The sequence below is a fragment of the Streptomyces sp. NPDC001920 genome, from assembly GCF_053594495.1.
On record NZ_JBSFEP010000003.1, the window covers coordinates 96,482 to 121,899 of the forward strand.

The following is a 25,418-nucleotide window of genomic DNA, read 5'->3' on the forward strand; positions in this document are numbered from 1 at the left end:
GAGTGGGTTGAGATGCTCCGCTACACACTGATGCGCCTCGGGATCTTCGTGGGCTGCTTCGTGGTCGTCTGGGGCCTCGTCTACTCCGGCCTCGTCCCCCGCGGCCTCGGCGACTCCAACGGCATCTGGATCGTCCTGCTCGCCCTGGTGCTCTCGGCCCCGATCAGCTTCGTCGTCCTGCGCAAGGAACGCGACCGGGCCTCCGAGCAGATCGTGCAGCGGGTCGACCGCATGAAGTCGAACCTGGAGGCCAGCCGCAGCCAGGAGGACGCGGCGGTCGACGAAGCGGCCCGCACGCAGGGCTGACGGCCGGTGCACAACGGGATCAGCGCCGGCCTCCCGCCGCGATCGGACCTGCCAGGAGCCTCGGTCCGTCCGGTTCCCCGGTGACTGCCGGCGCCTGTCGCTCTCGCGCGCAAGGTGCTGCGCGATCTTCCCGTGCGCTCTGCGACAGCCTCCAGGGCCCTCGTCCCCCGGTCCTTTCCGGACTCCGGCAGCATTACCGCTAGGTAACTGTCCGGGGTGCCCCCCTTAACCTTGTCCGGATCGAGGGTGTGGGATGGCCGGGATCACACCGGACCACACAGGTCACGCCCGACACCACGCCGGACGGGGACATCCGGTCCGGTACTCGCACCAAGAGGGGGAACAGTGGCAAAAGCGCGAGCGCGCGCGCAGCAGGGCGCACGGCGTGTCGCCGAGGCCGTCGCCTCCGGTACCGACCCGCGGACGGCCGCGCAGCAGGAACTGCGGCGGCAGGCCGGCGGACGCGGGGCACAGGAATCAGGCGCCGACGACTACGACGCACAAGGACAGGGCATCGACCCGGCCGACTTCCCGGCCGCCCGGGAGCAAGGCGGCTCCACCGCCACCGTCATGCGGCAGAAGACGGTGCCGCTGGACGAGGCCGGGGAGGCGCTCGGCCGCAGCGAGCAGGTACGCGAGGGCGGCGAGGTGGTGCACGCCATCTGCCCGATGGTGATGCCCAAGGGCCGCTCCATCGTCTCCATGCTGCCGGTGCTGATGCTGCTCGTGATCGGTGCGGTCGGCGCGTCCGTCGTGGGGGCGTCCGGCGCCGACGTGGTCACCAACCCGCTGTTCGGCGTGCACTACTGGGTCATCGCGGTGCTCGCCGTCGCCTTCGTGTGGTGGCGGCAGGGCATGGTCATGGTCCCGGACGGCTGCCAGGCGCTGATCACCCGGTTCGGCAAGCTGGAGAAGATCGTCGGCCCTGGCCGGGTCGTGCTGCTGAGCCCGTGGAAGCGGGTGTCGTACATCGTCAACACCACGCGTGAGTACCCGTTCAACGCACCGGTGCGCGAGGCGCCGACCAAGGGTGGCGTGAAGGCGTCCATCGACCTGTTCATCCAGTTCCGGATCAGCGACCCGACCGAGTTCGTGTACACGCTGGGAGCGGTGCGCGGCTTCGAGGAGAAGCTGAGCAACGCCGTCAGCGAGACGATCCGCACGCTCGTCTACGAGCAGGAGGCGGCCGGCATCTACGACATGGTCGGCGAGGACACCGGCCGGCTGCTGGAGCAGCTCAACCAGCAGTTCCGCCCGGCCGTCGAGCTGACCAACGCCAACATCACCCACGCCGAACCGTCCGACCAGCGCTACCGCATGGACCTGGCGGCACCCGAGATGGTGCGGGTGGCCAAGGAGGCGTACACGCACGAGTACGCGCTCCAGCTGCGCAAGGAGCAGGACGAGGGCGACCTCACCCGGGAACTCGCCTCCAGCCTGGAGACGCTCTCCGCGATCCAGGCCGACATCGCCCAGTACCAGGCGCAGATGGACACGGCCGTGGAACGCGAGACCAACCGCGCCGAGGCCCTCGCCCGGCAGCGCTATGTCCAGGCCGAGTCCGAGGCGAAGGCCAACGCGGCCCTCCTGGAGGCGCAGGCCCTCGACATCCGCGCGGTGACCGCCGCGGAGGCGCCGGAGATCCTGGAGTACCGCTACCAGCAGCAGGTGCTGGACACGCTGGAGCAGGTCGCGGACCATCTGCCGCGGCTGGTGCGCATCGGCGGTGCCGCGGACGGCGGCGTCGCCGGGATCGACTTCCTGGAGCTGGCCCGCGAGCTGGTGGGCGAGCGCGGCACCGAGCTGTTCAGCGACGAGGACATGGCCGCCGTACGGGCGCGTCTGTCCGAGGTGTCCGAGCGGATCGCCGCGCGTGAGGCGGAGATCGGCGCGCTGCTGGCGGCCGAGCGGCCCACCGTGCCGCAGGTGCCCGACCAGCCCGCGCCGACCGACGACCCCGTCCGCTCCGACGCGTCCGAGGAGGCCGCCCAGTGAGCACCGCCCGTTCCCACCGTCGGTCGGTCATCGCCGAGACCGTCGCCCCCTGGAGCGACATCGCGCGACTGCTGCGCGGCGGCGAGGCCGACACCCTGATCCCGGTCATCATCCCCCGCCACCGACGCCGCCTGTGGTGGATGCTGCCGCTGTGGCTCGGTGTGTACGCCCTGCTCATGGGCGTGATGCTGTCCCTCCAGGAGGCGGACGCAGCGTCGGCCGCCGGGGACCTCGCCTACGGCGCCCTCGCCACCCTGTCCTACGTCGGCGGCGCCGTCCTGCTGCTGATCGGCGCGCTGTGGTGGTGGCGCTCGTCGATCGTCGAGATCGAGCAGGGCACCAACGGCGTGCTGACCCGCTACGGCGCCGTCACCCGCACCCTGGACGCCGGCCGCCACTACCTCTGGCACCCGTGGTCCCGGGTCGACTTCGTCGTCGACGTGGCCACCGAGATCCCCTACTCGGCGCCGGTGATGGCCTGCCCGACCCAGGAGAACGTGCCGCTGCGCTCGATCGAGTTCTTCCTGAAGTTCCGCATCACCGACGCGGTGCTGTTCGTCCGCACCATCGGCGCGGGCAACTTCGACCTGGTGCTCTCCAGCGCCGTACAGGACGCGATCCGCCAGCGCGCGCGCAAGATGCGCACCGAGCGGGCGTACGACCTGCGCGGCTCGGACGTGGCCGACATGCAGGAACTGCTCAACCGTCAGCTGTCCGGCTACGGCGTGCGCATCACCGGCTCCAACATCCCGGACGTGCAGCTGCCGGCGCAGTACCAGCAGCACCTGGCCACCCGGGAGCGGGTCGCCAAGGAGCGCACCGCGTACGACCAGGAGTGGGGCCTGATCCGCAAGCGCCGGATCGACCAGCTGGGCATGGACATCGAGCGCGCGAAGAAGGTGCGCGACGCCCGGATCGTCGAGGTGAAGGCCGCGCTGAACCGGGCCCGTGAGGAGGTGGCCCAGCTTCTGGAGCAGCAGGAGACCAACGCCCAGCGGGTGCGTTTCGAGATCGAGACGCGGGGCCGCAGCGGTCTGATCGCCGCCGAGAACGAGGCCCGCGCGCAGCGCGCCCTCGCCAAGGCCTACCGGGACAACCGGGCCGTGCTCCAGTACGAACTGGCCCGGCGTCGCCTGGAGGTGGGGGCGAAGCTCGCCGGGAAGGCACCGCAGCCGGTGGTCGTGCGCACCGACGGTACGGGCGCCGACACCTCGGCCCTGTCCACGTTGCTCACCGCCCAGTTGCTGCCCCGGCTGACGGCCCTGCCGTCCGCGGCCGGCGACGTACAGCCGTGGACGGACCGCGTGGCCCGGTTCGCGGACGACGCCGGCGGCGAGGAGTAGCCGCTCGCGAAGGCGCCGAGTGCGTACGGGCCGGGTGGGATCGCCCCTCCCGGCCCGTAGGCTGATCGGTATGGGTGCCGTGAAGACCAAGCGGATGCCGCGCGCCGTCCGTGAACAGCAGATGCTGGACGCCGCCGTGCGAACCTTCGGCCAACGGGGGTACATGGCCGCGTCGATGGACGAGATCGCCGAACTCGCGGGCGTCTCCAAGCCGTTGGTGTACCTGTACCTCAACTCGAAGGAAGACCTCTTCACCGCCTGCATACGGCGCGAGGCGGCCGCGCTCACCGAGGCCGTCCGCGCGGGTGTGCGGCGCGATCTGCCCGCCGACCGCCAACTCTGGGAGGGGCTGCAGGCGTTCTTCACGCACACCGCCCGCAACCCGGACGGCTGGTCGGTGCTGCATCTGCAGGCCCGCACCCACGGTGAGCCCTTCGCGGGCGAGGTCGCCACGATGCGGGCGGAGATCGTCGCGTTCGTCACGCAGCTCATCCTGGCGGCGGCACGGGAGGCCCATCGCGACCCCGACCTTCCCGAGCATGAGGTGGCCGGGCTCGCCGAGGCCCTGGTGGGTGCCGCCGAGGCGCTCGCCGACTGGGCGAACGCCACGGGCGTCACGGCGCGGGAGGCGGCGGCCACCCTGATGAACTTCGCGTGGTCGGGGCTGGGCAACATGATGGCCGGCCGGCCCTGGACCCCGCCGCAGGCCGCCGCTCAGGCGAGCGGCTGAACCCGGCCGGCCAGGTGCAGCCGCCCCGCCGACCCGCCCCGCAGCTCGAACAGCCCGCCCCGCGCCGCGTACGTCACCGTCCCCGGCAGCAGCACCGGCGCCCTGAACGCGGCCTCCACCAGGACCGCTTCCGGCGTGCCGTGCGCGGCGAGGCAGCGGGCCACCGTCCACATGCCGTGCGCGATGGCGCGCGGGAAGCCGAACAGGCGGGCGGTGAGGGGGTGCAGGTGGATGGGGTTGCGGTCACCGGAGGCGGCGCCGTAGCGGCGGCCGATGTCGTCGGCGAGACGCCACTCGGCGACCTCGGGCAGCGGCTCGCGCTCCTCCTCGGCCGCCTCGGGGGCCGGCTGCCGGGTGGTGCGGTGCCGGGCCAGGTAGATGCTCCGCGACTCCCACACGACCTCCTCGCCGGCCCGCAGCACGGTGACCACGCCGGCCTCCGTGCCGCGCCGGTGCGGGGCCAGTCCGTCGATGTGCACGGCCAGTTCGTACTGCCCGGTGGCCGTGAGTGCCCGGTACCGCGAGACGGCGATCGACGTGTGGACGAGGCCGAGCAGCGGAAGCGGGAAGTCCCGGCCGCTCATCAGCCGCATCGCCAGCGGGAATCCGAGCACGTGCGGGTACGTCACCGGCAGGGCGTCCTCGCCGGTGGGGAACCCGCAGACCCGTTCGTACGCGGCCAGCCGGGAGAGGTCCACGCGCAGCTCCGGCAGCACGAGCCGGGTGCGCGGGAACTCGGCGTCGGGGCCGGGCCGTTTGAAGGGGGACAGCAGGGCGCCCCGGGCGAGCAGGGGCGGCAGGGAGGGAGGCGCGGTGAGGACGAGGGACATCAGGCCCCCAGCAGGCTCTGGCCGCAGCGTACGACCTGGCCGTTGACGGCCCCGGATCCGGGGTCGGCCAGCCAGGCGGTCGTCTCGGCGACGTCGACGGGGAGTCCGCCCTGGGCGAGGGAGTTCATCCGGCGACCCGCCTCCCGGATGAGCAGCGGGACCGCGGCGGTCATCTTCGTCTCGATGAAGCCCGGCGCGACCGCGTTCACCGTCACGCCGTGCTCGGCGAGCGCGCGCGGCGCGAGGGAGCGGACCAGGCCGACGACGCCCGCCTTGCTCGCGGCGTAGTTGGTCTGTCCGGCGTTCCCGGCCAGTCCGGCGATGGACGCGGTGGCCACGATCCGCCCGCCTCGGCGCAGAACCCCGTTCGTCAGCAGCGTGTCGGTCGTGCGCAGCACGCTCGCCAGGTTGACCTCCAGTACCGAACTCCAGCGCTCGGCAGTCATGTTGACCAGCCGTCGGTCCCGGGTGATCCCGGCGTTGTGGACCAGGACGTCCAGCCCGCCGGGCAGCGCGGCGGCGATGCGCTCGCCCGCGTCGTGCGCGGTGATGTCGAGCGCGAGGGCGGTGCCGCCGAGCCGCTCCGCGAGGCGCCGGGCTTCCGGTTCGGCCTGCGGCACGTCGAGTACGACGACATGGGCGCCGTCCGCGGCGAGGGTCTCGGCGACGGCCTCGCCGATGCCGCGTGCGGCGCCGGTGACCAGGGCGGTGCGGCCGGCCGGCGGGCGGTCGGGGACGTCGGGTGCCGTGACCTGCCCGGTGCCGACCTCGATGACCTGGCCGCTGACGTACGCCGACCTGGGGGAGAGCAGGAAACGCAGGGTCGATGCGGCGGCCCGCGCTTCGGTCAGCCGGACGAGGTTCACGGTCCTGCCGCGCCCGATCTCCTTGCCGAGGGAGCGGGTGAAGCCCTCAAGGGCCTGCTGGACGGCCGCCTGGTGGTGGTCGGCGGGGTCGAGGGGGGCGCCGAGGACGACGACCCGGCCGCTGTCGGCGACCGACCGTACGACGGGGTGGAGGGCGGCGTGCACCTCGGCGAGCGTCTCGACGTCCCGGACCCCGGTGGCGTCCAGGAGCACGGCGGCCGGTTTCTCGGCGGTGGCCACCGGGTCGAGCCCCAGTGCGGCATCGGCCAGGTCCAGGTCCGACTTGCCTGCGGTACGCAGGAGCGTGTCTCCCTGAGGGGCCGGCTGCCCCGGCGACCGGCGTTTCAGTGGCGAGGGCCGCGGCAACCCGAGGCGGCGGCTGAGGAAGCGACCGGGCGCGGTGCCGGTGAAGGTCAGATAGCGGTCGGCCATGTGTTCAGCTCCCCAGTGCGCTCAAGTACTGACTCGAGAGTAAGGTTACCCGAGGTAAGCCCATGGTGACGTGAGGAGTGGGTGGAGATGAGCCCCATGGAACGGCCGAGTGTCCGGCGCGTCGCGATCATCGGCGGGACCCGTATCCCCTTCGCCCGTGCCGACGGCCCGTACGCCACCGCCTCCAACCAGGACATGCTCACCGCCGCGCTCGACGGCCTGGTCGAGCGGTACGGACTCACCGGGCCGGGCGCGGTCGGCGAGTTCGTCGCCGGGGCCGTCCTCAAGCACAGCCGGGACTTCAACCTCGCCCGCGAGACCGTCCTCGGCTCCCGGCTGGACGTACGCACACCCGCGTACGACATCCAGCAGGCCTGCGGCACCGGCCTGCAGGCCGTCATCGCCGCCGCCAACAAGATCGCGCTCGGCCAGACCGAGTCGGCGATCGCGGGCGGCGCGGACACGGCCAGCGACGCCCCCCTCGGCGTCAACGACGAACTGCGCCGCCTCCTGCTCCAGGCCCGGCGGGCCAAGTCGCTCGGCGACCGGCTCAAGGCGCTCACCGGCGTACGGCCGTCCCACCTGGTCCCCGACATCCCGCGCAACGCCGAACCCCGCACCCACCGCTCCATGGGCGAGCACGCCGCCGTCACCGCCCGCGCCTGGGGCATCACCCGCGAGGCGCAGGACGAACTGGCGGCGACCAGCCACCGACGGCTGGCGGCGGCGTACGAACGGGGGTTCTTCCAGGACCTGGTGGTGCCCTTCCGGGGCCTGACCCGTGACCAGAACCTGCGCCCCGGCTCGACGCCGGAGAAACTGGCCGCGCTGAAGCCGGTGTTCGGCCTCGATCAGCCCGAACCGACGATGACGGCGGGCAATTCGACGCCGTTGACCGACGGGGCGGCGGTCGTGCTGCTGGCGAGCGAGGAGTGGGCCGAGGCGCGGGGCCTGGAACCCCTGGCCTACCTCACCGCCTGCGAGACGGCGGCCGTCGACTTCGTACGGGGCGATGTCGCGGGCGGCGAGGACGGGCTGCTGATGGCGCCGGCGTACGCCGTCCCCCGCATGCTGGAACGCGCCGGACTCGCCCTCGGCGACTTCGAGTTCGTCGAGATCCACGAGGCCTTCGCCTCACAGGTGCTGGCCACGCTCGCGGCGTGGGAGAAGCGGGGGCTGGCGCCCGTGGACCGGGCTCGGCTGAACGTCGCGGGCTCGTCCCTGGCCACCGGCCATCCCTTCGCGGCGACCGGGGCGCGGATCGTCGCCACGCTGGCCGCGCTGCTGGCGGAGAGGGGCGGTCCCGGGCGCGGGCTGATCTCGGTCTGCGCGGCGGGCGGACAGGGTGTGACGGCCGTCCTGGAGCGCGGGCAGGAACAGGTGAGGGGAAGTTGAGCACCCCTCACACGACCCCCGGTGTTGCACATACCCGGCCCCGGAACACCGCCGAACCCGCACAGCGCCCACACGCGAGCGCCGTACGATCGCCTGCCTAACCAGCGGTAACCCTTTCCGCAGGCCTCCGCAGGTGAACGCCACGGTGCGCGAGGCACGTACGTCATGCAGCAAGCAGTTTCTTCGCTGCACGCCCGCCGCAGGAGCCGCCCGTGTCCACTCCGCTTCCCTCCTTCGCACCCTCGGCCGCGTTCGACGACGCTCCCGGGCCGACGCTGGTGCAGCCCGAGACGCGGCGGCTGGACGGGGCGGTGCGGGAGGCGTACGTACCGCCGTTCGCGCCCGCGGTGACCCACGGGTCGCTCGGGGACCTGCCCTTCGACAACGCGAGCGCGGCCCCCGACGCGGTGGTCCTCAGCCGTAAGGGCGAGGACGGGCGGTGGACGGACGTGACGGCGGCACAGTTCGCCGACCAGGTGCAGGCGGTGGCCAAGGGGCTGATCGCCGAGGGCCTGACGCCGGGAGACCGGATCGCCGTCATGGCGCCCACCCGCTACGAGTGGACGCTCCTCGACTTCGCCGCGTGGGCGGCCGGCCTGGTCACGGTGCCCGTCTACCCCACCTCCTCGGTCTTCCAGACCCGCTGGATCCTCCAGGACTCCGGTGCGGTGGCCCTGGTCACGGAGACCGGCGCCCAGGCGGCCGCCCTCGGCCCCGAGCTGGACCGGTTGCCCGACCTGCGCCACCTGTGGGTGATGGAGAAGGGTCATGTGGAGCGCCTGGCGGAGCTGGGCGCCGAGCAGCCGGACGGGGAGGTCGGGGTACGGCGGGGCATGCTCGTGCCGGACACACTGGCGACGCTGATCTACACCTCGGGCACGACGGGCCGCCCCAAGGGCTGCGCGCTGACGCACGGCAACTTCTTCGCCGAGGTCGACAACGCCATCGAGCTCCTCTACCCGGTCTTCAAGTCGAGGACGAGCGAAGAGGCGTCGGTGCTGCTCTTCCTGCCGATGTCGCACGTCTTCGGCCGCATGGTGGCGGTGGCCTGCGTCCGGGCCCGGGTCCGCCTGGGCCACGCACCCAGCCTGAAGGCGGAGGACCTGCTCCCCGACCTGGCGGCGTTCCGCCCGACGTGTCTGCTGACCATCCCGTACATGCTGGAGAAGGTCTTCAACTCCGCCCGCGCCAAGGCCGAGGCGAGCGGCCGGGTGTCCTCCTTCGACCGCGCCGCCTCGGTGGCCGAGCGCTACGGCGAGGCGATGGAGGCCCGTCACTCGGGCACCGGCAGCGGCCCGAACGCGACCCTGAGAACCGCCCGCGCCTTCTACGACCCGCTCGTCTACCGCCGTATCCGCAACGCGATGGGCGGCAGGGTGAGGTACGCGATCTGCGGCGGCTCCCCGCTCGGCCGCCGCCTGGCCGCCTTCTACGCCGGGGTGGGCATCGAGGTCTACGAGGGCTACGGCCTCACGGAGACGACGGGCGCGGCGACCGTGACCCCGCCCCTCAAACCCCGTCTGGGCACGGTGGGCTGGCCCCTGCCCGGCACCCGGGTGCGCATCGCCGCCGACGGCGAGATCCTGATCGGCGGTGAGCAGGTGCTGCGCGGCTACTGGGATCCCGCGGCGGGCGGCGTCGTCCCGGCCGCCGCGGACGGCTGGCTGCCGACCGGCGACATCGGCGAACTCGACGACGAGGGCTACCTCACGATCACCGGCCGCAAGAAGGAGATGCTGATCACGGCGGGTGGCAAGAGCGTGGCACCCGCGCCCCTGGAGAACTGGCTGCGCGCGCACCCGCTGATCTCGCAGTGCCTCGTCCTGGGCGACCGCCGCCCCTATGTCTCCGCCCTGATCACCCTGGACATGGCGGGGGTGAGCCACTGGCGCCGGATGAACGGCAAGCACCCGGTCCCGGCCGAACTCCTCGTCGCGGACGCGGAACTGAGGGCGGTTCTGCAACGCGCGGTGGACGAGGCCAACAAGCTGGTGTCCCGGCCCGAGTCCATCCGCCGCTTCGCGATCCTTTCCACGGACTTCACGGAGGAGTCCGGCCACCTGACGCCGTCGATGAAGCTGCGTCGGGAGGCGGTCATGCGGGACTTCGCGGCGGAGGTGGACGGGTTGTACACGAAGGAGCAGCACATGTGACTCAGGTCACTTGACCGGGTGGAACTCGGCGGCCCGTGTCGGCGAACAGTGGGAGACCACGACACGGCTTTCGAGGGATAACCGAATGAACCACAGAGGTGAGAGGTGACGCTGCTGCCGGACTCCGCCGAGGCACCGGCCGCGGCGGGATCCGACGGCTCGGTCATCGAACGCTCCTTGCGGACGCCCGAGGCGTTCGCCGTGATCTTCGACCGCTACGCCGCGGACATCCACCGCTACATCGCCCGGCGCCTGGGCGCCGACACCGCCGACGACCTGATGGCCGAGACCTTCGTGATCGCGTTCCAGCGACGCCGGCGCTACGACCTGTCGCACACGCACGCCCGGCCCTGGCTGTACGGCATCGCCACCAACCTGATCGGCCGTCACCGCCGGGAGGAGGCACGCCGGCTGCGGGCGCTGTCACGTATGGCGGCCCTGCCCCCCCGCCCGGCAGGACGACGGCCCCGAGGACGCGGTCGCCGAGCGGCTCGGCGCCGATGCGACCCACGGCGCCCTGGCCGGCGCGCTCGCCGCCCTGCCCGCCCGGCACCGGGACGTCCTGCTGGTCGTCGCCTGGGGGGAACTCGACTACACGCAGGCCGCGCAGGCCCTGGGCGTGCCCGTCGGCACGGTCCGCTCCCGCCTGCACCGAGCCCGCACCAGACTGCGGAAGGCACTGGGCGGACCGGACGGCACGACCACGACCGCGACTCACAAGGGGGACTGATCATGGATGAACTGACGCTGGTGCGCGACTGGGGCGCCGACCAGGCCGGACCCTCCGGCCGGGCCCGCGCCGCCGCGCGGGCGCGGCTGGAGACCGCCATGGCCGAGGAGGCCCGCGCGGTCGCGCCCCGGCGAGCGGGGTTCCGGGGCGGCACGCCGAGCCGGCGGCTGGTCCTGCGTACCGCGCTCGTCGGCGCGACCGCGACCGCGGTGGGCGTCACCGTGGTCGTCGCGGACCGCGGCGAGGAGAAGAACACGCCCCGCCTGAGCACGGTCAGCGCCACGGAGGTGTTGCGCAGGGCCGCCGACCGGTCGCGTGCGGCGAGCGACCTGCCCGTGCCGCGCGACGACCAGTACTTCTACACGAGGACGCGCACCACGCGGACGCCGGTGAACGGCGGGAGGACCAGGACGTGGACCGACGAGGCATGGATCTCGGTGGACGGCTCCAGGCCCGCCCGGCGGGAGGAGTACGGCAAGGTCCACGACGACCCGCCGCTCGGCGAGCACGAGGTGCTGTGGCCTCCCACCACCTACGCGGCCCTGTCGCGGATGCCGACGGACCCGGACAAGCTCCTGTCCGCGCTGAGGCTCCATCAGAAGCCCGCACCGAAGAGCGACCGGATGGCCTTCTCCCAGGGGTGCCTGCTGATGAAGGGGCAGCGGGTGATGCCGCCCGGCCTCCAGGCCGCCGCGTTCGAGGCGCTGTCGAAGCTTCCCCGGATCCGCCTGGACGACCGGGCCGTCGCCGGCCGGAACGCCGTAGGAGTCTCGTACCCCGGGATGGACTTCACGTTCCTCTTCGACCGCGAGACGTACGACTACCTGGGTCTGCGGGTCAAGGGCAGCGTCCCGAAGAAGGTGAACGGGGAGTGGGTGCAGACCGGCCGGTACTACGAGACCCGACGTCTCCAGGACATCCGGGTGGTCGACCGGATCGGGCAGCGGCGGTGAGAGGTTTGGCGCGCGGGACGTGGGCAGGAGCGAGGGGGCGGAAGTCGTGTCGAAGGGCCAGGCGTTGTGGAGGTACGGGAAACGGTTGCCCTCTCGTTACGACAACTGCTTGACGTGACATGCCCCGGGCGCGTTGGCTACGGCCACCGGGAAGCTAGGGCCGCGGCTCGGGCGGGCTGAGAGGCGCAGTTCTCTCAGCCGACCTGATCCGAACGACAGACCCCAGGCCGCTTCGTCCGCTCGGAAGGCACCGTAAGTGAACGCTCGTATCCCCCGCACGTCAGCTGTACGCCGGACCGGCATAGCCCTGGTGACCTGCGTCTCGGCCCTCTCGCTCACCGCGTGCGGTGTCATCGACGGTATCGGGGGCGGTGACAGCTCCGCCTCACCGCAGAAGCGCGACGACATCACCGTGGGCCTCCTCCTGCCCGACAAGGAGACGGCCCGCTTCGAGAAGTTCGACCATCCCCTGATCGAGAAGGAGGTCGCGGCCCTCACCCGCGGCAAGGGCAAGGTCGTGTACGCCAACGCCGAATCCAGCCCGGACAAGCAGAGCCGGCAGTTCCAGCAGATGATCGACGACCGGGTGGACGTGATCCTGGTGGACGCGCTGGATGCCAAGGGCATCGCGCCGGATGTGCGCAAGGCCAAGGAGGCGGGCATTCCGGTCATCGCCTACGACCGGCTCGCGGAGGGCCCGGTCGACGCGTACGTCTCGCACGACAACGAACTCGTCGGCGAGGTGCAGGGACGCTCGCTCGTGGAGGAACTCGGCTCCGCGCGGGCCTCCAGCAAGGTCGTCATGATGAACGGCGACCCGGCCGACCCCAACACCGCCCGGTTCAAGGAAGGCGCCCTCGGCGAACTCGAGGGCGAGGTCGACGTCGTCAAGAAGTACGACACCGACAAGTGGTCGCCCGAGGTCGCCGAGGCGAACATGCGCAAGGCCATCGCCGCGGTCGGCCTGGCCGACATCGCCGCCGTCTACTCGGCGAACGACGGCATGGCGGGCGCGGTCATCAAGGCGCTCAAGGACGCGGGCGCCACCAGGATGCCACCGGTGACCGGGCAGGACGCGAACCTGGACGCGGTGCAGCGCATCGTCGCCGGCGAGCAGTTCATGACGGTGTACAAGCCCTTCCTGGCCGAGGCGACCAACGCCGCCAAGATGGCCGTGTACAAGGTCCAGGGGCGCGACATCGAGTTCGACGCGCTGACCCAGGACTCGGTCGACAGCGCCTCCGAAAAGGGCATCCCGTCGAACCTGGTCCCGGTGGTCGCGGTCACGAAGGACAACATCGCCAAGACCGTGGTCCGGGACGGCGTCTACACGGTCGAGCAGATCTGCACCGCCGAGTACAAGGCGGACTGCGCGGCCATCGGCCTGCGTTAGCGGGGGCCGGGCCGCCACGGCCGCAGCCGTCAGCCGCGGGCGCCCCTGCGGCACTCTTCCACCAGGGCCGCGAACGCCCGCGCCGGCGGGCTGAGCGCGTCCCAGCGGCGGACGGCCCACCCGACCGGGAGCGGCCGCAGGGCGGGCAGCGGTATCAGCCGCAGCTCGCCGTCGCCGGGGACGGGCAGCCCCGGCAGCGCCGGCACCACCGCCCGCCCCACGCCCAGCTCGGCCAGGAGCAACGCCGTGTCCCAGTCGGCGACGCTCGTGTCGTACGCCAACCGGACGCCCGACTCGTCGCAGGCGGCGTCCAGCTGGGCGGCCGAGGCGGAGTTCGGCGGCAGCCGGATCAGCCGTACGTCAGCCAGGTCGGCCCCCGCATCGACGTACGGCCGTCGCGCGAGCGGGTCGTCGGCCCGTACCGCCAGCACCCACGGCAGTTCCACCACCGGCCGCTGCTCGATGCCCCGCACCGGCGGGCCGAGGGTGATCCAGGCCAGGTCGAGCGTGCCGTCGGCCAGTGCGTCGAAGCTGCCCCGGCCCGAACTCACCGTGCGGAACTCCAGGTTGACCCGGCGGTGCCGGTGCCGGAACGCCACGACCGCCTCCGACATGAAGTGCCGTACGGTCGTCGCCCCCGTCGCCACCCGTACGAACCCGCTCTCGCCGTCGACGAGGTCGCGCAGCCGACGTACCGCCAGGTCGAGCCCGCAGATCCCCTCGGCGGCGGCGGCCTCCAGCACCCGCCCCGCCTGGGTCGGTACGACCCCACGGGGCTGCCGCTCCAGCAGCGCGACCCCCGTCTCCCGCTCCAGCCGCCTCACATGCTGACTCACCGCCGACTGCGTGCATCCCAGCTCCCTCGCCACCGAGCTGAGACTTCCGGCCCGGCACACGGCCACGAACACACGCAGGTCATCGAGGGTCATGACCCCCAAGTTAATGCTTGGAGATCGTCACAAATCCCAAGGATTGACTGGACTTTGCCCGATGGACGACGATCCTGGACGGGCCCGGGCGGCAACCCGCTCCACACCCTCGCCGGAGTCCGGACCGGTGCGGGGGAGGGAGCGGGTGCCGACCCACAACGAACGCGAGCGCCGAAAGGACGGCACGTGTCGACTCCCACCGCTCGGGCGAGGTCGCTGCTGGAGGACCTCGGCGCCGCGAGCGTCCCGCACCCGGGCGGCACCCTCCTCGCCCACCTGTGCCGGGTGCGGTCCCGCCTCGCCGGCTGGAACGCCCGCCCCGCCCTGCGACTCGCCGGTCTCTGCCATGCGTTCTACGGCACCGACGGTTTTCCAGCGGTCCTGCTGCCCCTGGACCGCCGGGGCGAGCTGGCGGGGATCGTCGGAGCGGAGGCGGAGTCGATCGTGTACTTCTACGCCGCCTGCGACCGCGCGGCCACGTACCCGGCGCTCGCGGACCCGGGCGGCGGCTTCCGCGACCGCTTCACGGGCCGCTCCCACACCCCGGACAGCCGTCTCCGTCACGACCTGGCCGAGCTCACCGCCGCCAACGAACTCGACCTCGCCGACCACGATCCCGCGTTCCGCCGGCGGCACGGCGCCGACCTGCTCGCCCTGTTCCGCAGCTTCCGGCCGTTGCTGAGCCAGCTGGCCTGGAAGGACTGCCTGACCCTTGACTTCACGGGAACACCGCGCGACATTCGCATGTCTGACACATAGTCAGGCCGACGGGCGGCTCAGGCGGGAGCGGCGACATGACCACGCACACGCACCCCTCACGAAGACACGTACTGGCCGCGGGAGCCGCGGGCACGGCCGCAACCCTTGCCGTGGGCACGGCCCGGCAGACCGCCCGAGCCGCCGACCTGCCCCTGCTCGGCACCTACGACGTCGTGGTCGTCGGCTCCGGAGCCGCCGGCATGACCGCCGCCCTCACCGCCGCCGCGCAGGGCCTGAGCTGCGTCGTACTGGAGAAGGCGGCCACCTTCGGTGGTTCCACCGCCCGGTCCGGGGCCGGGATCTGGATCCCCCACAACACGGTGATCCTCGCGGCGGGCGTGCCGGACACACCCGCCAAGGCCGCCGCCTACCTCGCCGCCGTGGTCGGCCCGGACGTCCCCGTCGAGCGTCAGCGGGCCTTCCTCGACCACGGCCCGGCGATGCTCTCCTTCGTCATGGCCCACAGCCCTCTGCGGTTCCGCTGGATGGAGGGCTACAGCGACTACTACCCGGAGTTGCCCGGTGGGCTGCCGAACGGCCGCTCCGTCGAGCCCGACCAACTCGACGGCAACGTCCTCGGCGCCGAACTGGCCCGGCTGAACCCGCCGTACATGGCCCTGCCCCCCGGCATGGTCGTCTTCAGCGCCGACTACAAATGGCTGGCCCTGGCAGCGGTGAGCGCCAAGGGGGCCGCCGTGGCCGCGGAGTGCCTCGCGCGGGGCACGGCCGCCGCCCTGCGCGGGGAGAAGCCGCTGACCATGGGGCAGTCGCTGGCGGCGGGACTGCGCGCGGGGCTGCGGTCCGCGGGAGTACCCGTGTGGCTCGGCACCCCGCTCACCGACCTGTACGTCGAGGGCGGTGCCGTGAGCGGCGCGGTCGTCACCCGGGACGGCGCACCGGCACTGGTGCGCGCCCGCCGGGGCGTGATCGTCGGCTCGGGCGGCTTCGAGCACAACGCGGCGATGCGCGAGCGCTACCAGCGTCAGCCGATCGGCACGGACTGGACGGTGGGCGCGAAGGAGAACACCGGCGACGGCATCCGGGCCGGCCACCGGATCGGCGCCGCCCTCGGCCTCATGGACGACGCCTGGTGGGGCCCGGCGATCCCGCTGCCCGGCCAGCCGTACTTCTGCCTCGCGGAACGCACCCTGCCCGGCGGGCTGCTGGTCGACGCGGCCGGTGCCCGCTTCGTCAACGAGGCGGCGCCCTACAGCGACGTCGTGCACACCATGTACGACGTCCACGACACCAGCCCCGCCATCCCGTCCTGGCTGATCGTCGACCAGAACTACCGCAACCGGTACCTCTTCAAGGACGTCCTGCCGACGCTGCCGCTTCCCGCCGGCTGGTACGACTCGGGCGCCGCGCACAAGGCCTGGACCCTGGACGCGCTCGCCCGCTCGATCGGTGTCCCGGCAGCGGCCCTGCGCACCACGGTGGACCGCTTCAACGGCCAGGCCAGGCAGGGCGAGGATCCCGACTTCCACCGGGGGGACAGCGCCTACGACCACTACTACACCGACCCGTCCGTCCGCCCTAACTCCTGCCTCGCCCCGCTCTGGCTCCCCCCGTACCACGCCTTCCGGATCGTCCCGGGCGACCTGGGTACCAAGGGCGGCCTCCTCACGGACGCCCGCGCCCGCGTCCTGCGGGAGGACGGCTCGGTGATCCGGGGCCTGTACGCGGCCGGCAACGCGAGCGCGGCGGTCATGGGCCGCAGCTACGCCGGAGCGGGCTCGACGATCGGTCCGGCGATGACGTTCGGGTACATCGCGGCGCGGGACGTCGCCGGGGTTCTCTAGGGTCTGTCGTCCGTATCAGGCCGGCATGATCCGAACCGACGGGCCTCAGACGCCGTCGACGGGCTTGCGGGCGAACAGGAACGCCTGCGGGGAGGTCTCGTCGAGCGCCGGGTCCGGTTCGCGGACCGTGCGGGAGACGAGGACGAAGCCGGCCGCCGTCAGCAGGTCGGCCATGTCCCGCGGCCGGCGCCGCAGAAAGGTCAGGGCGACCGGACGGCCCCAGGGCCGGTCGTGGTGCCGGTGCTCCTCGCCCGCCTGGAACGCGACGAGCAGGGGCGCGCCGGGCTCCAGCACCCGGTGGAACTCCGCGAAGAGGTCGGGAAGTCGCTCCACGGGGGTGTGGATGGAGGAGTAGAAGGACATCGCCCCCGACAGGGCGCCGTCCGGAAGGTCCAGCTCCAGCATCGAGCCCTGCTCGAAGCGCAGCCCCGGATGCTCGCGGCGGGCGATCGCGAGCATCGACTCCGACAGATCGACCCCGAACACGGGCAGCCCCAGCGAGGCGAGGACGGCGGTCGCCTGGCCGGGACCGCATCCCAGGTCCGCCACGGGGCCGTCACCGTCGACGAGTTCGGCGAACAGGCCCAGCATCGCCCGTTCCAGCGGCATCCTCGCGAGCGCGTCCCGGAAGAGGGTCGCGTAGTCCTCGGCGACGGCGTCGTAGAAGGTGCGTGTGGTGGCGAGGAAGTCGGCTTCGGTCACGGCCGGGGACCCTACCGAAGGCGTGGGCTACCCGTCCTTCTCCGGCCCTTCGGGCGTTCGCTTCCGGCCGGCGCCGCCGATCGCGACGCCCAGGCAGACACCCAACGGCATGCCCAGGGCGAGCCCGGTCCCCACGGTGTCGAAGACGGTCAGCCCGAGTGCGACGCCGATGCTCGTACCGAGGCACAGGCCGACCGATATGCCGACCGTGAGTCTGCTGTCGGCGGGAGTCCCGCCGCTGTCCCCCCGGCCGTGCTCTTCACCACTGGTCATCCGCCGATCCTCCCACGGCGCGCGCTCAGGCCACCCCGATCGCCCGCAGCACCGCCGTGGCTCCCGCCGCCCCCAGCACCACCACCGCGAACGGCGCCCGCCGCCACGCCAGGACGCCCGCGACCAGCACCCCGGCCGGCCGGGCCCACCCCGCGAAACCGCCGTCCTCGGTGAGCGCACCCGTGGCCAGCAGGGCCACCAGCAGCACGGTCGCGCCCGCCGCCAGCAGTTCCTGCACGCGGGGCTTGAGCTCGACACGTCCGTGCAGGACCGGCCCGACCAGCCGGAAGGCGTACGTGCCGACCGCCAGCGCCAGGATCATGGCCACCGTCGCGCTCATGCCGTACGCCTCGCGTCGCCCCGTCCGTATCCGGCGAGCCCCGCCAGCGCCACCAGGACCGGCACACCCGCCGGGACGGCCGGCGTCACCGCCAGTGCCAGGCCGGCGCCGAGCAGCGCCGAGCGCCGTACGGCCGGGCCCTCGCGCAGTGCGGGCAGGACCAGGGCGACGAGGACGGCGGGGAACGCCGCGTCCAGACCGTAGGTGCCGGTGTCGCCCATCGCACCGCCGGCCAGGGCTCCGGCCAGGACGCCGAGGTTCCACACGGCGAACAGCCCGAGTCCGGAGATCCAGAAGGCCGCCCGACGCCGGGCCGGGTCGGGCTGGGCGAGGGCGAAGGCCACCGTCTCGTCGGTGACGAGGTGGGCGCCGAGCAGCCGGGCGGCACGGCCGCGGCCGATGACGTCGGCCACGGCCAGGCTGAAGGCGGCCGTGCGGGTGTTCAGGAGCAGCCCGGTGGCCGCCGCGGCCAGCGGCCCGCCCCCGGCCAGCAGCACACCGACCGCGCTGAACTGCGCCGAGCCGGCGTAGACCACCAGGGACATCGCCACCGGCACCCAGACCGGTAGCCCGCCCGCCACCGAGATCGCCCCGAAGGAGACGCCCACGACGCCGCTGGCGACCCAGACGAGGGCACTGTCGCGCACCAGAGGTGCCATCATCGGTGTTCGGAGTAGCGAACGCATGTTTTCCAGAATGAACACCCAGCGGCCGTTCGTCAAGGCGAACGATCGGTCCTGTGTGCCGAACGACAGGGAGTGAACCGCATGAGCGAGCCCCTCACTTGGATCGCCGCCTCGCTGCGGCGCGAGCGCACCCGGGCCGGGCTGTCGCTGTCCGAGCTGGCGAAGCGGGCGGGGATCGCGAAGTCCACGCTGTCCCAGCTGGAGGCGGGCGGCGGGAACCCGAGCGTGGAGACGCTGTGGGCGCTCGGGGTGGCGCTCGGTGTGCCGTTCAGCGCCCTGGTGGAGCCGCCGACGCCGGCCGTCCAGGTCATTCGGGCGGGCGAGGGGCCCACGGTCGCCTCCGAGCGGGCCGACTATGTGGCGACCCTGCTCTCCGCCAGTCCGCCCGGCGCCCGACGGGACCTCTATCACCTGCGCGCGGAGCCGGGCGCGGCCCGTGTCTCGGAGCCGCACATCCCCGGCTCCGTGGAGCATCTGATCGTCAGTACCGGTCGGGTGAAGGCGGGGCCGCGGGGGGAGGAGGCCGAACTGGGGCCGGGCGACTACATGTCGTATCGCGGGGATGTGCCGCACTCGTACGAGGCGCTCGTGCCCGGGACGTCGTTCGTACTGGTCATGCAGCACGTCTGAAGGGTTCGGGAAAGGCAGGAGCCCCGCTGCCTTGCGGCGCGGGGCTCCTTGGGTACTGCTATCTGTTCCGGATCAAAGCACCAGGCTCCGAGACCGAAGACTCAGACCGGGGTGACGTTCTCCGCCTGAGGACCCTTCGGGCCCTGCGTCACGTCGAAGGAGACCTGCTGGTTCTCCTCCAGCGAGCGGAAGCCGCTCGCGTTGATCGCGGAGTAGTGGACGAAGACGTCGGGGCCGCCGCCTTCCTGGGCGATGAAGCCAAAGCCCTTTTCGGCGTTGAACCACTTCACGGTTCCGGTAGCCATAAGCCCTCCTTGGGCCCAAAGGGTTGCCCTGCTCCAGAACCCTGCAAGTGTGAAAACAAAATGCCGCACAACTGCATACGTCTGAAAACGACGAGAGCCCGCGGTCACATGCTCCGCAGGCTCTGTACTGCAAGGGAAACCAAACTGCAACTTGCGGCGAGCCTAGCACGCGGGCAGCCGAAAGCAATAGAGGCCAAGATCACGTCACCCGAACGTTTGAAGATCAGGTGTCATATTGACGAAGTACGGGTGGCGGGAGGTTGTGACGAGGGTGTCACGACCCTGAGGGCTGCACGGTACCCCATGGGGTCTAGTCTCGCGATGTGGACAATTCTCGCACCCGGCCCCGCGTGGGCCACATCCAGTTCCTCAACTGCCTGCCCCTGTACTGGGGGCTCGCGAGAACGGGCACGCTCCTCGACTTCGAGCTCACCAAGGACACCCCGGAGAAGCTCAGCGAGCAGCTGGTGCGGGGCGACCTCGACATCGGCCCGATCACCCTGGTCGAGTTCCTGCGCAACGCCGACGACCTGGTCGCCTTCCCCGACATCGCGGTCGGCTGCGACGGCCCCGTGATGTCCTGCGTGATCGTCTCGCAGGTCCCGCTGGAGGAGCTGGACGGCGCCCGGGTCGCCCTCGGCTCGACCTCGCGCACCTCGGTCCGCCTGGCCCAGCTGCTGCTCGCCGAGCGCTACGGCGTGCGGCCCCACTACTACACCTGTCCGCCCGACCTCAGCCTGATGATGCAGGAGGCGGAGGCGGCCGTCCTCATCGGGGACGCGGCGCTGCGGGCCAACCTCCTGGACGGGCCGCGCTACGGACTTCAGGTGCACGACCTCGGCTCGCTCTGGAAGGAGTGGACGGGTCTGCCCTTCGTCTTCGCGGTCTGGGCGGCGCGCCGGGACTACCTGGAGCGCGAGCCGAAGATCACCCGCAAGGTCCACGAGGCGTTCCTCGCCTCCCGCAACCTCTCCCTGGAGGAGGTCGGCAAGGTCGCCGAGCAGGCCGCCCGCTGGGAGGCCTTCGACGAGCGGATCCTGGAGCGGTACTTCACCACCCTCGACTTCCGCTTCGGCGGCCCGCAGCTCGCGGCGGTCGCGGAGTTCGCCCGGCGGGTCGGGCCGACGACGGGATTCCCGGCGGACGTGAAGGTGGATCTGCTGCGGCCGTAGGCCGGCCGGATCGCCGGGCCGCGGCGGGCACCGGCGGCGCCGCGGGCCGTCCCTCGGCCGGGGCCGGCCGGCCGCGCTGGACCTCCACCCCCGGCGAGCGGCACGCCGAGACACCGCCTGACGGTGACGGCGGCCGCGCGGGCTACGTCTTGCCGGCCGTCCCGGCCCGCCCGGCCAGGACCCTGCGGACGATCCCCAGCGTCCCCGCCACCAGCCCGAAGCCCAGCCCGGCCGCCAGCACCCCGATGACCAAGCCCGACCCGAAGCCGCCGCCGAAGAGCGGGGGCAGGTCGTCCTCGGTGACGGGGTCCGTCACCGGGTAGGGGTCCCCGGAGGTGTCCGGCTCGTCCGTCCGCGGGGCCTCGTCGAGGACGGTCATCAGGGCGTCGAGACGTGCGCCCATGCGGTGGTCGTCGGCCTCCTGGCCGCCGTCCGCGACGGACTCCGGCAGGTCGAGGAGGAGGGCCGTGCTGTCCAGGCGCAGACCGTGGTTGAAGACGTCGATGGACCCGTGCAGCGGGTCGGCGACCACGTACACCCCGTCCTCGCCCAGCTTGTCGCGGACCGCCGCGGCGAACACCTCCTCGTCGCCCTCGGACTCGTCCTCCGTCAGCTGCGGGACCAGCGAGACGAAGACCGGGCCGCCGCCCTCCGAGCGCGCGAACCGCCCGATGCGGTCGTGGAGTCGGTCCACCTGGCGGGAGTCGAGGACCCGAGGGCTCTCCGGGTCCTGGTACACCGCGTCCCGTGCCAGTCCTTCGGCCACCCGGTCGAGGCGGGCGTTGAGGTCGATCGCCCTGGGCCTCGGGGACCAGCTCGACCTGGTCTCGTCGAAGACGTGAGGAGCGGTCACGGCGATCGCGGCGGCGCAGACGAGGGCCAGGGCCGGGACGGTCCAGCGCAGGGCGCGGCTCGCCCTGACCTCCTTGCGCCAGTCGGCCCCGGTCGTCGCGCGGCCCTTGCGAAGGCGGTGCCACCAGCGTCGTACATAGGGGACCAGCACCACGATCAGCAGGGGCACACCGGTGACCAGGACACCGGTGAGCGTCGACTGGTCGTCGCGGTCGGTCGGCCCGATGTACAGGGCCGCGGGCTCCTCACCGGCGTCGTACCTCGCCCGCGCCGCCTCCGCCCGTGCCGCGGCCTTCTCGTCGCCCTGCGCGACGACCTCGGCGAACCGCTCGAAGCGGTGCAACGGACCCGCGTCGAAGGGGACTTCGTAGAGGGCCACCGTCCAGGCGTCGTCGGCCGGGACGTCGACGCCGTGCGCCACGGCATCCACCACGTGCGACTCGTCGAGCAGCACATACAGCCCGTCCCGGCCGAGCCGGTCATGGACCGCGGTGAGCAGGCCCGGATCGCCGGCGCTCAGGCCGGGGAGGAGGAGCACGTACGTCGGTACGCCGGTGCGCCGGGCCGCCTCGGCGAAGGCGGGAGCCGTGGACTGCGGTACCTCGCGGGGGAGTTGGTCGGAGATGTGGACCGGGTTCGCGCGCAGGCGGTCGGCGAGGTGGGCGGCCTGGGCGGCGGTGGCGGTGTCGGTGGCCGCCCTGGCCGGGGTGGTGGCGGTTGCGAACAGCGCCACCAGGGTGCACAGGAGGAGAAGCACGCCCTCGATGCGGGTGGGCGGGGAGTGCGGGGTCCTGCGTATGCCGTATGCCCTGACTGTGCGCACCGCTGCTGTCCCCCGTGTCACGCCGACTGTTGTCTCCCGCACTTTACTGATCAGTTCGCTGGTGTGAAACGGATCACCGGGGCGCTTTCGGGGCGAACCGTCCCGTCCGTCCGCGCGGACAACTGGGCGGCGGGCGCCCGGAGTTACGCCTTGAGGGGGTTTTGTGCCGCTGATACCGTGCGGAGGCTTCGGCAGTGATCGCGTGAGAATCCGAGAGCGTACGGAGGCGGGCCATCATCGTGAGCGCATCGCAGTGAGCGCGGCGCAATGAGCACCGCCCCGCTGGTCCTCGTCGCCGCGCTGTGGGGCTGGGCGGCGGGCATGTCCCTGCCCCGGGCCGCCTACCGGTTCTCCGTCCCGGTGGAGGAGGAGTGGCGGGACCGGTGTCCGGGCGGACATCCGGTCCGCGGCTGGCTCGGGCGGGCCCGGTGCGGCAACTGCGGGAGCGGCACGCCGCCGTACGGCCCCGGCGCCCCGGCGCTCGGCGCCGCCACCGCCCTCGTCTGCGCCGCCCTCGCCGCCGCCACCGGCACCCGGCCCGAGGTCGGCGTCTGGCTGCTGCTGGCCCCCGTCGGCGTGCTGCTCGCGGTCGTCGACTTCCGGGTGCACCGGCTGCCCGACGCGCTGACCCTCCCGCTCGCGGGCGCCGCCCTCGCCCTGCTCGGCCTGGTCGCCCTGCTGCCCGAGCACGCCGGTGACTGGCCGACCGCCCTGTGGGCCGCCCTCGCCCTCGGCGCCGGCTACTACGTGCTGTACCGCGTCAACCCCGGCGGCATGGGCTTCGGCGACGTGAAGTTGGCGCTCGGGGCGGGGGCGGTGCTGGGCTGGTACGGCTGGCCCACCGTCATGCTCGGGACCTTCGCCGGGTTCCTGTCCGGGGCGCTGTACGGCTGGACCCTGGTCCTGCTGCGCCGGGCCGGGCGCAGCTCGGCGATCCCGTTCGGGCCGTTCCTGATCGGCGGGGCGTTCGCGGGGCTGCTGATCGGGGCGTACGCGGCCTGACGTCGATCACCCGAAACGCCTGGCGTAGGCTGGTTCGGTCTGTCCAACCCCTTGACGAAAGGGACGCCCCGGTGACCGAGAAGGCCGACCTCACGTCGTTTGATGTCACAGCCGTCCTCGACCGTGCCGCCGCGGGCGGACGCATCACCCCCGAGGAAGCGCTCGTCCTCTACCGCGACGCGCCGCTGCACGCGCTGGGCGCCGCCGCCGACGCCGTACGCCGTCGCAGGTACCAGGGCACCGAGCACATCGCGACGTACATCATCGAGCGCAACATCAACTACACGAACGTCTGCGTGACGGCGTGCAAGTTCTGCGCCTTCTACGCCGCGCCCAAGGACAAGGCCAAGGGCTGGACCCGCGACCTGGACGACATCCTGCGGCGCTGCGCCGAGACCGTCGAACTCGGCGGTACCCAGATCATGTTCCAGGGCGGGCACCACCCCGACTACGGCGTGGAGTACTACGAGAAGCACTTCGCCGCCATCAAGAAGGAGTTCCCGCAGCTCGTCATCCACAGCCTGGGGGCGAGCGAGGTCGAGCACATGGCCCGGATCTCCGGTGTGTCGGTCGAGGAGGCCATCACCCGGATCCACGAGGCCGGACTCGACTCCTTCGCGGGCGCCGGCGCCGAACTGCTGCCCGCCCGGCCGCGCAAGGCCATCGCGCCGCTGAAGGAGAGCGGTGAGCGCTGGCTGGAGATCATGGAGATCGCGCACGGCCTCGGTGTCGAGTCGACGTCGACGATGCTCATGGGCACCGGCGAGACCAACGCCGAGCGCATCGAGCACCTGCGGATGATCCGGGACGTCCAGGACCGCACGGGCGGCTTCCGCGCCTTCATCCCGTACACCTACCAGCCCGAGAACAACCACCTGAAGGGCCGTACGCAGGCCACGATCTTCGAGTACCTGCGGATGATCGCCATCGGGCGGCTGTTCATGGACAACATCGCCCATATCCAGGGCTCCTGGCTGACCACCGGCAAGGAGATCGGCCAGCTGTCGCTGCACTACGGCGCCGACGACCTGGGCTCGATCATGCTGGAGGAGAACGTGGTCTCCTCGGCCGGTGCCAAGCACCGCTCCAACCGGATGGAGATCATCGACCTGATCCGCAAGGCCGGACGGGTGCCGGCCCAGCGGTCGACGACGTACGAACACCTCGTCGTGCACGACGACCCGGCGAACGACCCCGTCGACGAGCGCGTCATGTCCCACATCTCCTCGACGGCGATCGAGGGCGGCACGGCGCATCCCGAGCTGAAGATCCTCGCCTCCAACTGAGCTGACCGTGCTGACGATCCACGCCGACTCCCGGGGCAGCGCCCTCGCCGTCAGGGGCGCGTGGATCGCCGACGCAGGGCCGCTGGCCGAACTCGTCGCCGCGCATCCGCGGGCACGGGTACGTCAGTGGCCCGGCATCCTGACGGCCGGATTGGTCAACCTGTACGGCACGGAGCTGCTGGAGGAGACCTACCACCCCGATCCGCGCGAGGCCGACGAACTGGGCACCGAGCCGCTCACGGGGGACGCGCTGGCGGCGCTCGCCATGGACGACGCCCGCTGGGGCGCGAGCGCCCGGCGCGGGGTGCAGCGGATGCTGGCGCACGGCACGGTCGCGGTGGCCTGCGAGTCGGTGCGCAACCGCGCGGTGCGTGACGCCGTGCACCGTTCCGGGCTGGGGGTCGTGGGCCGCCTCGGACGGCCCGGCGGGGCAGCGTCCCTGGATCCGTACGCCTGCGGGATGCCCGCGGAGTTCGCGACTCCCAGGGAGCAGGGATCCGCCGCGCGGTTCGCCGTGTTCGACGTACAGGACGAGGCGGAACTCGCGGAGCGAGGCGCGGGGACGTGCGTGGCGACGGTCGTCGCCGGGCGACTGGTGTACCGACGGCGCTGAGAGGCCCCTGCCCGCGTCGTCGAGCGTGAACGTCTCGTCGCCGACGTCCTTCGGAGGAAGCCAGGCTTCTCCCGGGAGGCGTCCTGCGCCCTCGGGAGGCCGTCCTGCCACAATGGGC

24 protein-coding genes and 1 pseudogene are annotated in these 25,418 nt (G+C 72.3%); 16 read left to right on the forward strand and 9 right to left on the reverse strand.

The genetic code is table 11. From position 1 onward, the window contains the following. The first annotated feature begins 12 nt into the window (after nt 1–12). From ACWCPI_RS05700 to ACWCPI_RS05715, 4 genes are all read left to right on the forward strand, one after another. On the forward strand, nt 13–306 hold the full coding sequence (locus tag ACWCPI_RS05700; RefSeq protein WP_451036910.1) for a DUF4229 domain-containing protein: 294 nt from the start codon (nt 13–15) through the stop codon (nt 304–306). Nucleotides 307–876: 570 nt separating this feature from the next. Beyond that, the gene (locus tag ACWCPI_RS05705; RefSeq protein WP_451037197.1) at nt 877–2,301 is read left to right on the forward strand and encodes an SPFH domain-containing protein; all 1,425 of its coding nucleotides are present in this window, start codon (nt 877–879) and stop codon (nt 2,299–2,301) included. Next, nucleotides 2,298–3,644 (forward strand): SPFH domain-containing protein, encoded by a 1,347-nt coding sequence (locus ACWCPI_RS05710; protein ID WP_451036911.1) that lies wholly within the window; start codon nt 2,298–2,300, stop codon nt 3,642–3,644. The genes ACWCPI_RS05705 and ACWCPI_RS05710 overlap by 4 nt, the downstream gene beginning before the upstream one ends. Nucleotides 3,645–3,714: 70 nt before the next feature. Continuing rightward, complete coding sequence (locus tag ACWCPI_RS05715; RefSeq protein ID WP_451036912.1) at nt 3,715–4,374, forward strand: TetR/AcrR family transcriptional regulator; 660 nt, start codon at nt 3,715–3,717, stop codon at nt 4,372–4,374. Here the strand turns inward: ACWCPI_RS05715 and ACWCPI_RS05720 are convergent. Together ACWCPI_RS05720 and ACWCPI_RS05725 are read right to left on the reverse strand one after the other, a co-directional pair. Continuing rightward, the gene (locus tag ACWCPI_RS05720) at nt 4,359–5,204 is read right to left on the reverse strand and encodes a MaoC family dehydratase (protein ID WP_451036913.1); all 846 of its coding nucleotides are present in this window, start codon (nt 5,202–5,204) and stop codon (nt 4,359–4,361) included. The genes ACWCPI_RS05715 and ACWCPI_RS05720 overlap by 16 nt on opposite strands. Further along, a complete protein-coding gene (locus tag ACWCPI_RS05725; protein ID WP_451036914.1) occupies nt 5,204–6,502 on the reverse strand; it encodes a 3-oxoacyl-ACP reductase in 1,299 nt (432 codons plus the stop codon). The genes ACWCPI_RS05720 and ACWCPI_RS05725 overlap by 1 nt, the downstream gene beginning before the upstream one ends. Before the next feature lie 87 nt (nt 6,503–6,589). Between ACWCPI_RS05725 and ACWCPI_RS05730 the strand changes: the two genes are divergently transcribed. The 5 genes and pseudogenes from ACWCPI_RS05730 to ACWCPI_RS05750 all read left to right on the forward strand — a co-directional run bounded on the left by ACWCPI_RS05730 (nt 6,590) and on the right by ACWCPI_RS05750 (nt 13,126). Further along, entirely contained in the window at nt 6,590–7,897 is a 1,308-nt protein-coding gene (locus ACWCPI_RS05730) for an acetyl-CoA C-acetyltransferase (RefSeq protein WP_451036915.1), read from the forward strand. Nucleotides 7,898–8,109: 212 nt separating this feature from the next. Next, on the forward strand, nt 8,110–10,050 hold the full coding sequence (locus ACWCPI_RS05735; RefSeq protein ID WP_451036916.1) for an AMP-dependent synthetase/ligase: 1,941 nt from the start codon (nt 8,110–8,112) through the stop codon (nt 10,048–10,050). 105 nt (nt 10,051–10,155) lie between these two features. Continuing rightward, nucleotides 10,156–10,780 (forward strand): annotated as a pseudogene (locus ACWCPI_RS05740) (RNA polymerase sigma factor). Nucleotides 10,781–10,782: 2 nt separating this feature from the next. Beyond that, nucleotides 10,783–11,733 carry a CU044_5270 family protein gene (locus tag ACWCPI_RS05745; RefSeq protein ID WP_451036917.1) on the forward strand — a complete coding sequence of 317 codons (951 nt, stop codon included), beginning with the start codon at nt 10,783–10,785 and terminating at the stop codon, nt 11,731–11,733. A gap of 256 nt (nt 11,734–11,989) precedes the next feature. Beyond that, a complete protein-coding gene (locus ACWCPI_RS05750; RefSeq protein ID WP_451036918.1) occupies nt 11,990–13,126 on the forward strand; it encodes a sugar ABC transporter substrate-binding protein in 1,137 nt (378 codons plus the stop codon). A gap of 29 nt (nt 13,127–13,155) precedes the next feature. Here the strand turns inward: ACWCPI_RS05750 and ACWCPI_RS05755 are convergent, their stop codons facing one another. Beyond that, entirely contained in the window at nt 13,156–14,055 is a 900-nt protein-coding gene (locus ACWCPI_RS05755) for a LysR family transcriptional regulator (RefSeq protein WP_451036919.1), read from the reverse strand. A 186-nt stretch (nt 14,056–14,241) separates the two neighbouring features. On the opposite strand from ACWCPI_RS05755, the gene ACWCPI_RS05760 reads away from it, so the two are divergent. Further along, nucleotides 14,242–14,814 carry a DUF6817 domain-containing protein gene (locus ACWCPI_RS05760; RefSeq protein WP_451036920.1) on the forward strand — a complete coding sequence of 191 codons (573 nt, stop codon included), beginning with the start codon at nt 14,242–14,244 and terminating at the stop codon, nt 14,812–14,814. Nucleotides 14,815–14,849: 35 nt separating this feature from the next. Next, nucleotides 14,850–16,616, forward strand: a complete 1,767-nt coding sequence (kstD, locus tag ACWCPI_RS05765; protein WP_451036921.1) for a 3-oxosteroid 1-dehydrogenase — start codon at nt 14,850–14,852, stop codon at nt 16,614–16,616. Between the two features lie 45 nt (nt 16,617–16,661). On the opposite strand, the gene ACWCPI_RS05770 is transcribed toward kstD, so the two are convergent. The 4 genes from ACWCPI_RS05770 to ACWCPI_RS05785 are packed head-to-tail and all read right to left on the reverse strand — an operon-like array spanning nt 16,662 to nt 18,617. Beyond that, entirely contained in the window at nt 16,662–17,318 is a 657-nt protein-coding gene (locus ACWCPI_RS05770; protein ID WP_451036922.1) for a class I SAM-dependent methyltransferase, read from the reverse strand. Nucleotides 17,319–17,345: 27 nt separating this feature from the next. Continuing rightward, nucleotides 17,346–17,591 carry a hypothetical protein gene (locus tag ACWCPI_RS05775; protein WP_451036923.1) on the reverse strand — a complete coding sequence of 82 codons (246 nt, stop codon included), beginning with the start codon at nt 17,589–17,591 and terminating at the stop codon, nt 17,346–17,348. 25 nt (nt 17,592–17,616) lie between these two features. Continuing rightward, nucleotides 17,617–17,931 carry an AzlD domain-containing protein gene (locus tag ACWCPI_RS05780; protein ID WP_451036924.1) on the reverse strand — a complete coding sequence of 105 codons (315 nt, stop codon included), beginning with the start codon at nt 17,929–17,931 and terminating at the stop codon, nt 17,617–17,619. Then, on the reverse strand, nt 17,928–18,617 hold the full coding sequence (locus tag ACWCPI_RS05785; protein ID WP_451036925.1) for an AzlC family ABC transporter permease: 690 nt from the start codon (nt 18,615–18,617) through the stop codon (nt 17,928–17,930). Before ACWCPI_RS05785 ends, ACWCPI_RS05780 begins: the two co-directional genes overlap by 4 nt. Nucleotides 18,618–18,698: 81 nt before the next feature. Between ACWCPI_RS05785 and ACWCPI_RS05790 the strand changes: the two genes are divergently transcribed. After that, nucleotides 18,699–19,247 (forward strand): helix-turn-helix domain-containing protein, encoded by a 549-nt coding sequence (locus ACWCPI_RS05790; RefSeq protein ID WP_451036926.1) that lies wholly within the window; start codon nt 18,699–18,701, stop codon nt 19,245–19,247. Between the two features lie 101 nt (nt 19,248–19,348). On the opposite strand, the gene ACWCPI_RS05795 is transcribed toward ACWCPI_RS05790, so the two are convergent. Next, nucleotides 19,349–19,552 carry a cold-shock protein gene (locus ACWCPI_RS05795; RefSeq protein ID WP_003992177.1) on the reverse strand — a complete coding sequence of 68 codons (204 nt, stop codon included), beginning with the start codon at nt 19,550–19,552 and terminating at the stop codon, nt 19,349–19,351. A 323-nt stretch (nt 19,553–19,875) separates the two neighbouring features. Between ACWCPI_RS05795 and ACWCPI_RS05800 the strand changes: the two genes are divergently transcribed. Continuing rightward, nucleotides 19,876–20,724 carry a menaquinone biosynthetic enzyme MqnA/MqnD family protein gene (locus ACWCPI_RS05800; protein ID WP_451036927.1) on the forward strand — a complete coding sequence of 283 codons (849 nt, stop codon included), beginning with the start codon at nt 19,876–19,878 and terminating at the stop codon, nt 20,722–20,724. 142 nt (nt 20,725–20,866) lie between these two features. Here the strand turns inward: ACWCPI_RS05800 and ACWCPI_RS05805 are convergent, their stop codons facing one another. Then, nucleotides 20,867–22,399 carry a hypothetical protein gene (locus ACWCPI_RS05805; protein WP_451036928.1) on the reverse strand — a complete coding sequence of 511 codons (1,533 nt, stop codon included), beginning with the start codon at nt 22,397–22,399 and terminating at the stop codon, nt 20,867–20,869. A gap of 267 nt (nt 22,400–22,666) precedes the next feature. Here ACWCPI_RS05805 and ACWCPI_RS05810 point away from each other — a divergent pair, with 267 nt between their 5' ends. The 3 genes from ACWCPI_RS05810 (at nt 22,667) to ACWCPI_RS05820 (ending at nt 25,300) form a co-directional block, all read left to right on the forward strand. Beyond that, nucleotides 22,667–23,401, forward strand: a complete 735-nt coding sequence (locus tag ACWCPI_RS05810; RefSeq protein WP_451036929.1) for a prepilin peptidase — start codon at nt 22,667–22,669, stop codon at nt 23,399–23,401. 71 nt (nt 23,402–23,472) lie between these two features. Then, on the forward strand, nt 23,473–24,687 hold the full coding sequence (mqnC, locus tag ACWCPI_RS05815; RefSeq protein WP_451036930.1) for a cyclic dehypoxanthinyl futalosine synthase: 1,215 nt from the start codon (nt 23,473–23,475) through the stop codon (nt 24,685–24,687). Between the two features lie 7 nt (nt 24,688–24,694). Next, nucleotides 24,695–25,300 (forward strand): hypothetical protein, encoded by a 606-nt coding sequence (locus ACWCPI_RS05820; RefSeq protein WP_451036931.1) that lies wholly within the window; start codon nt 24,695–24,697, stop codon nt 25,298–25,300. The last annotated feature ends 118 nt before the right edge of the window (nt 25,301–25,418 follow it).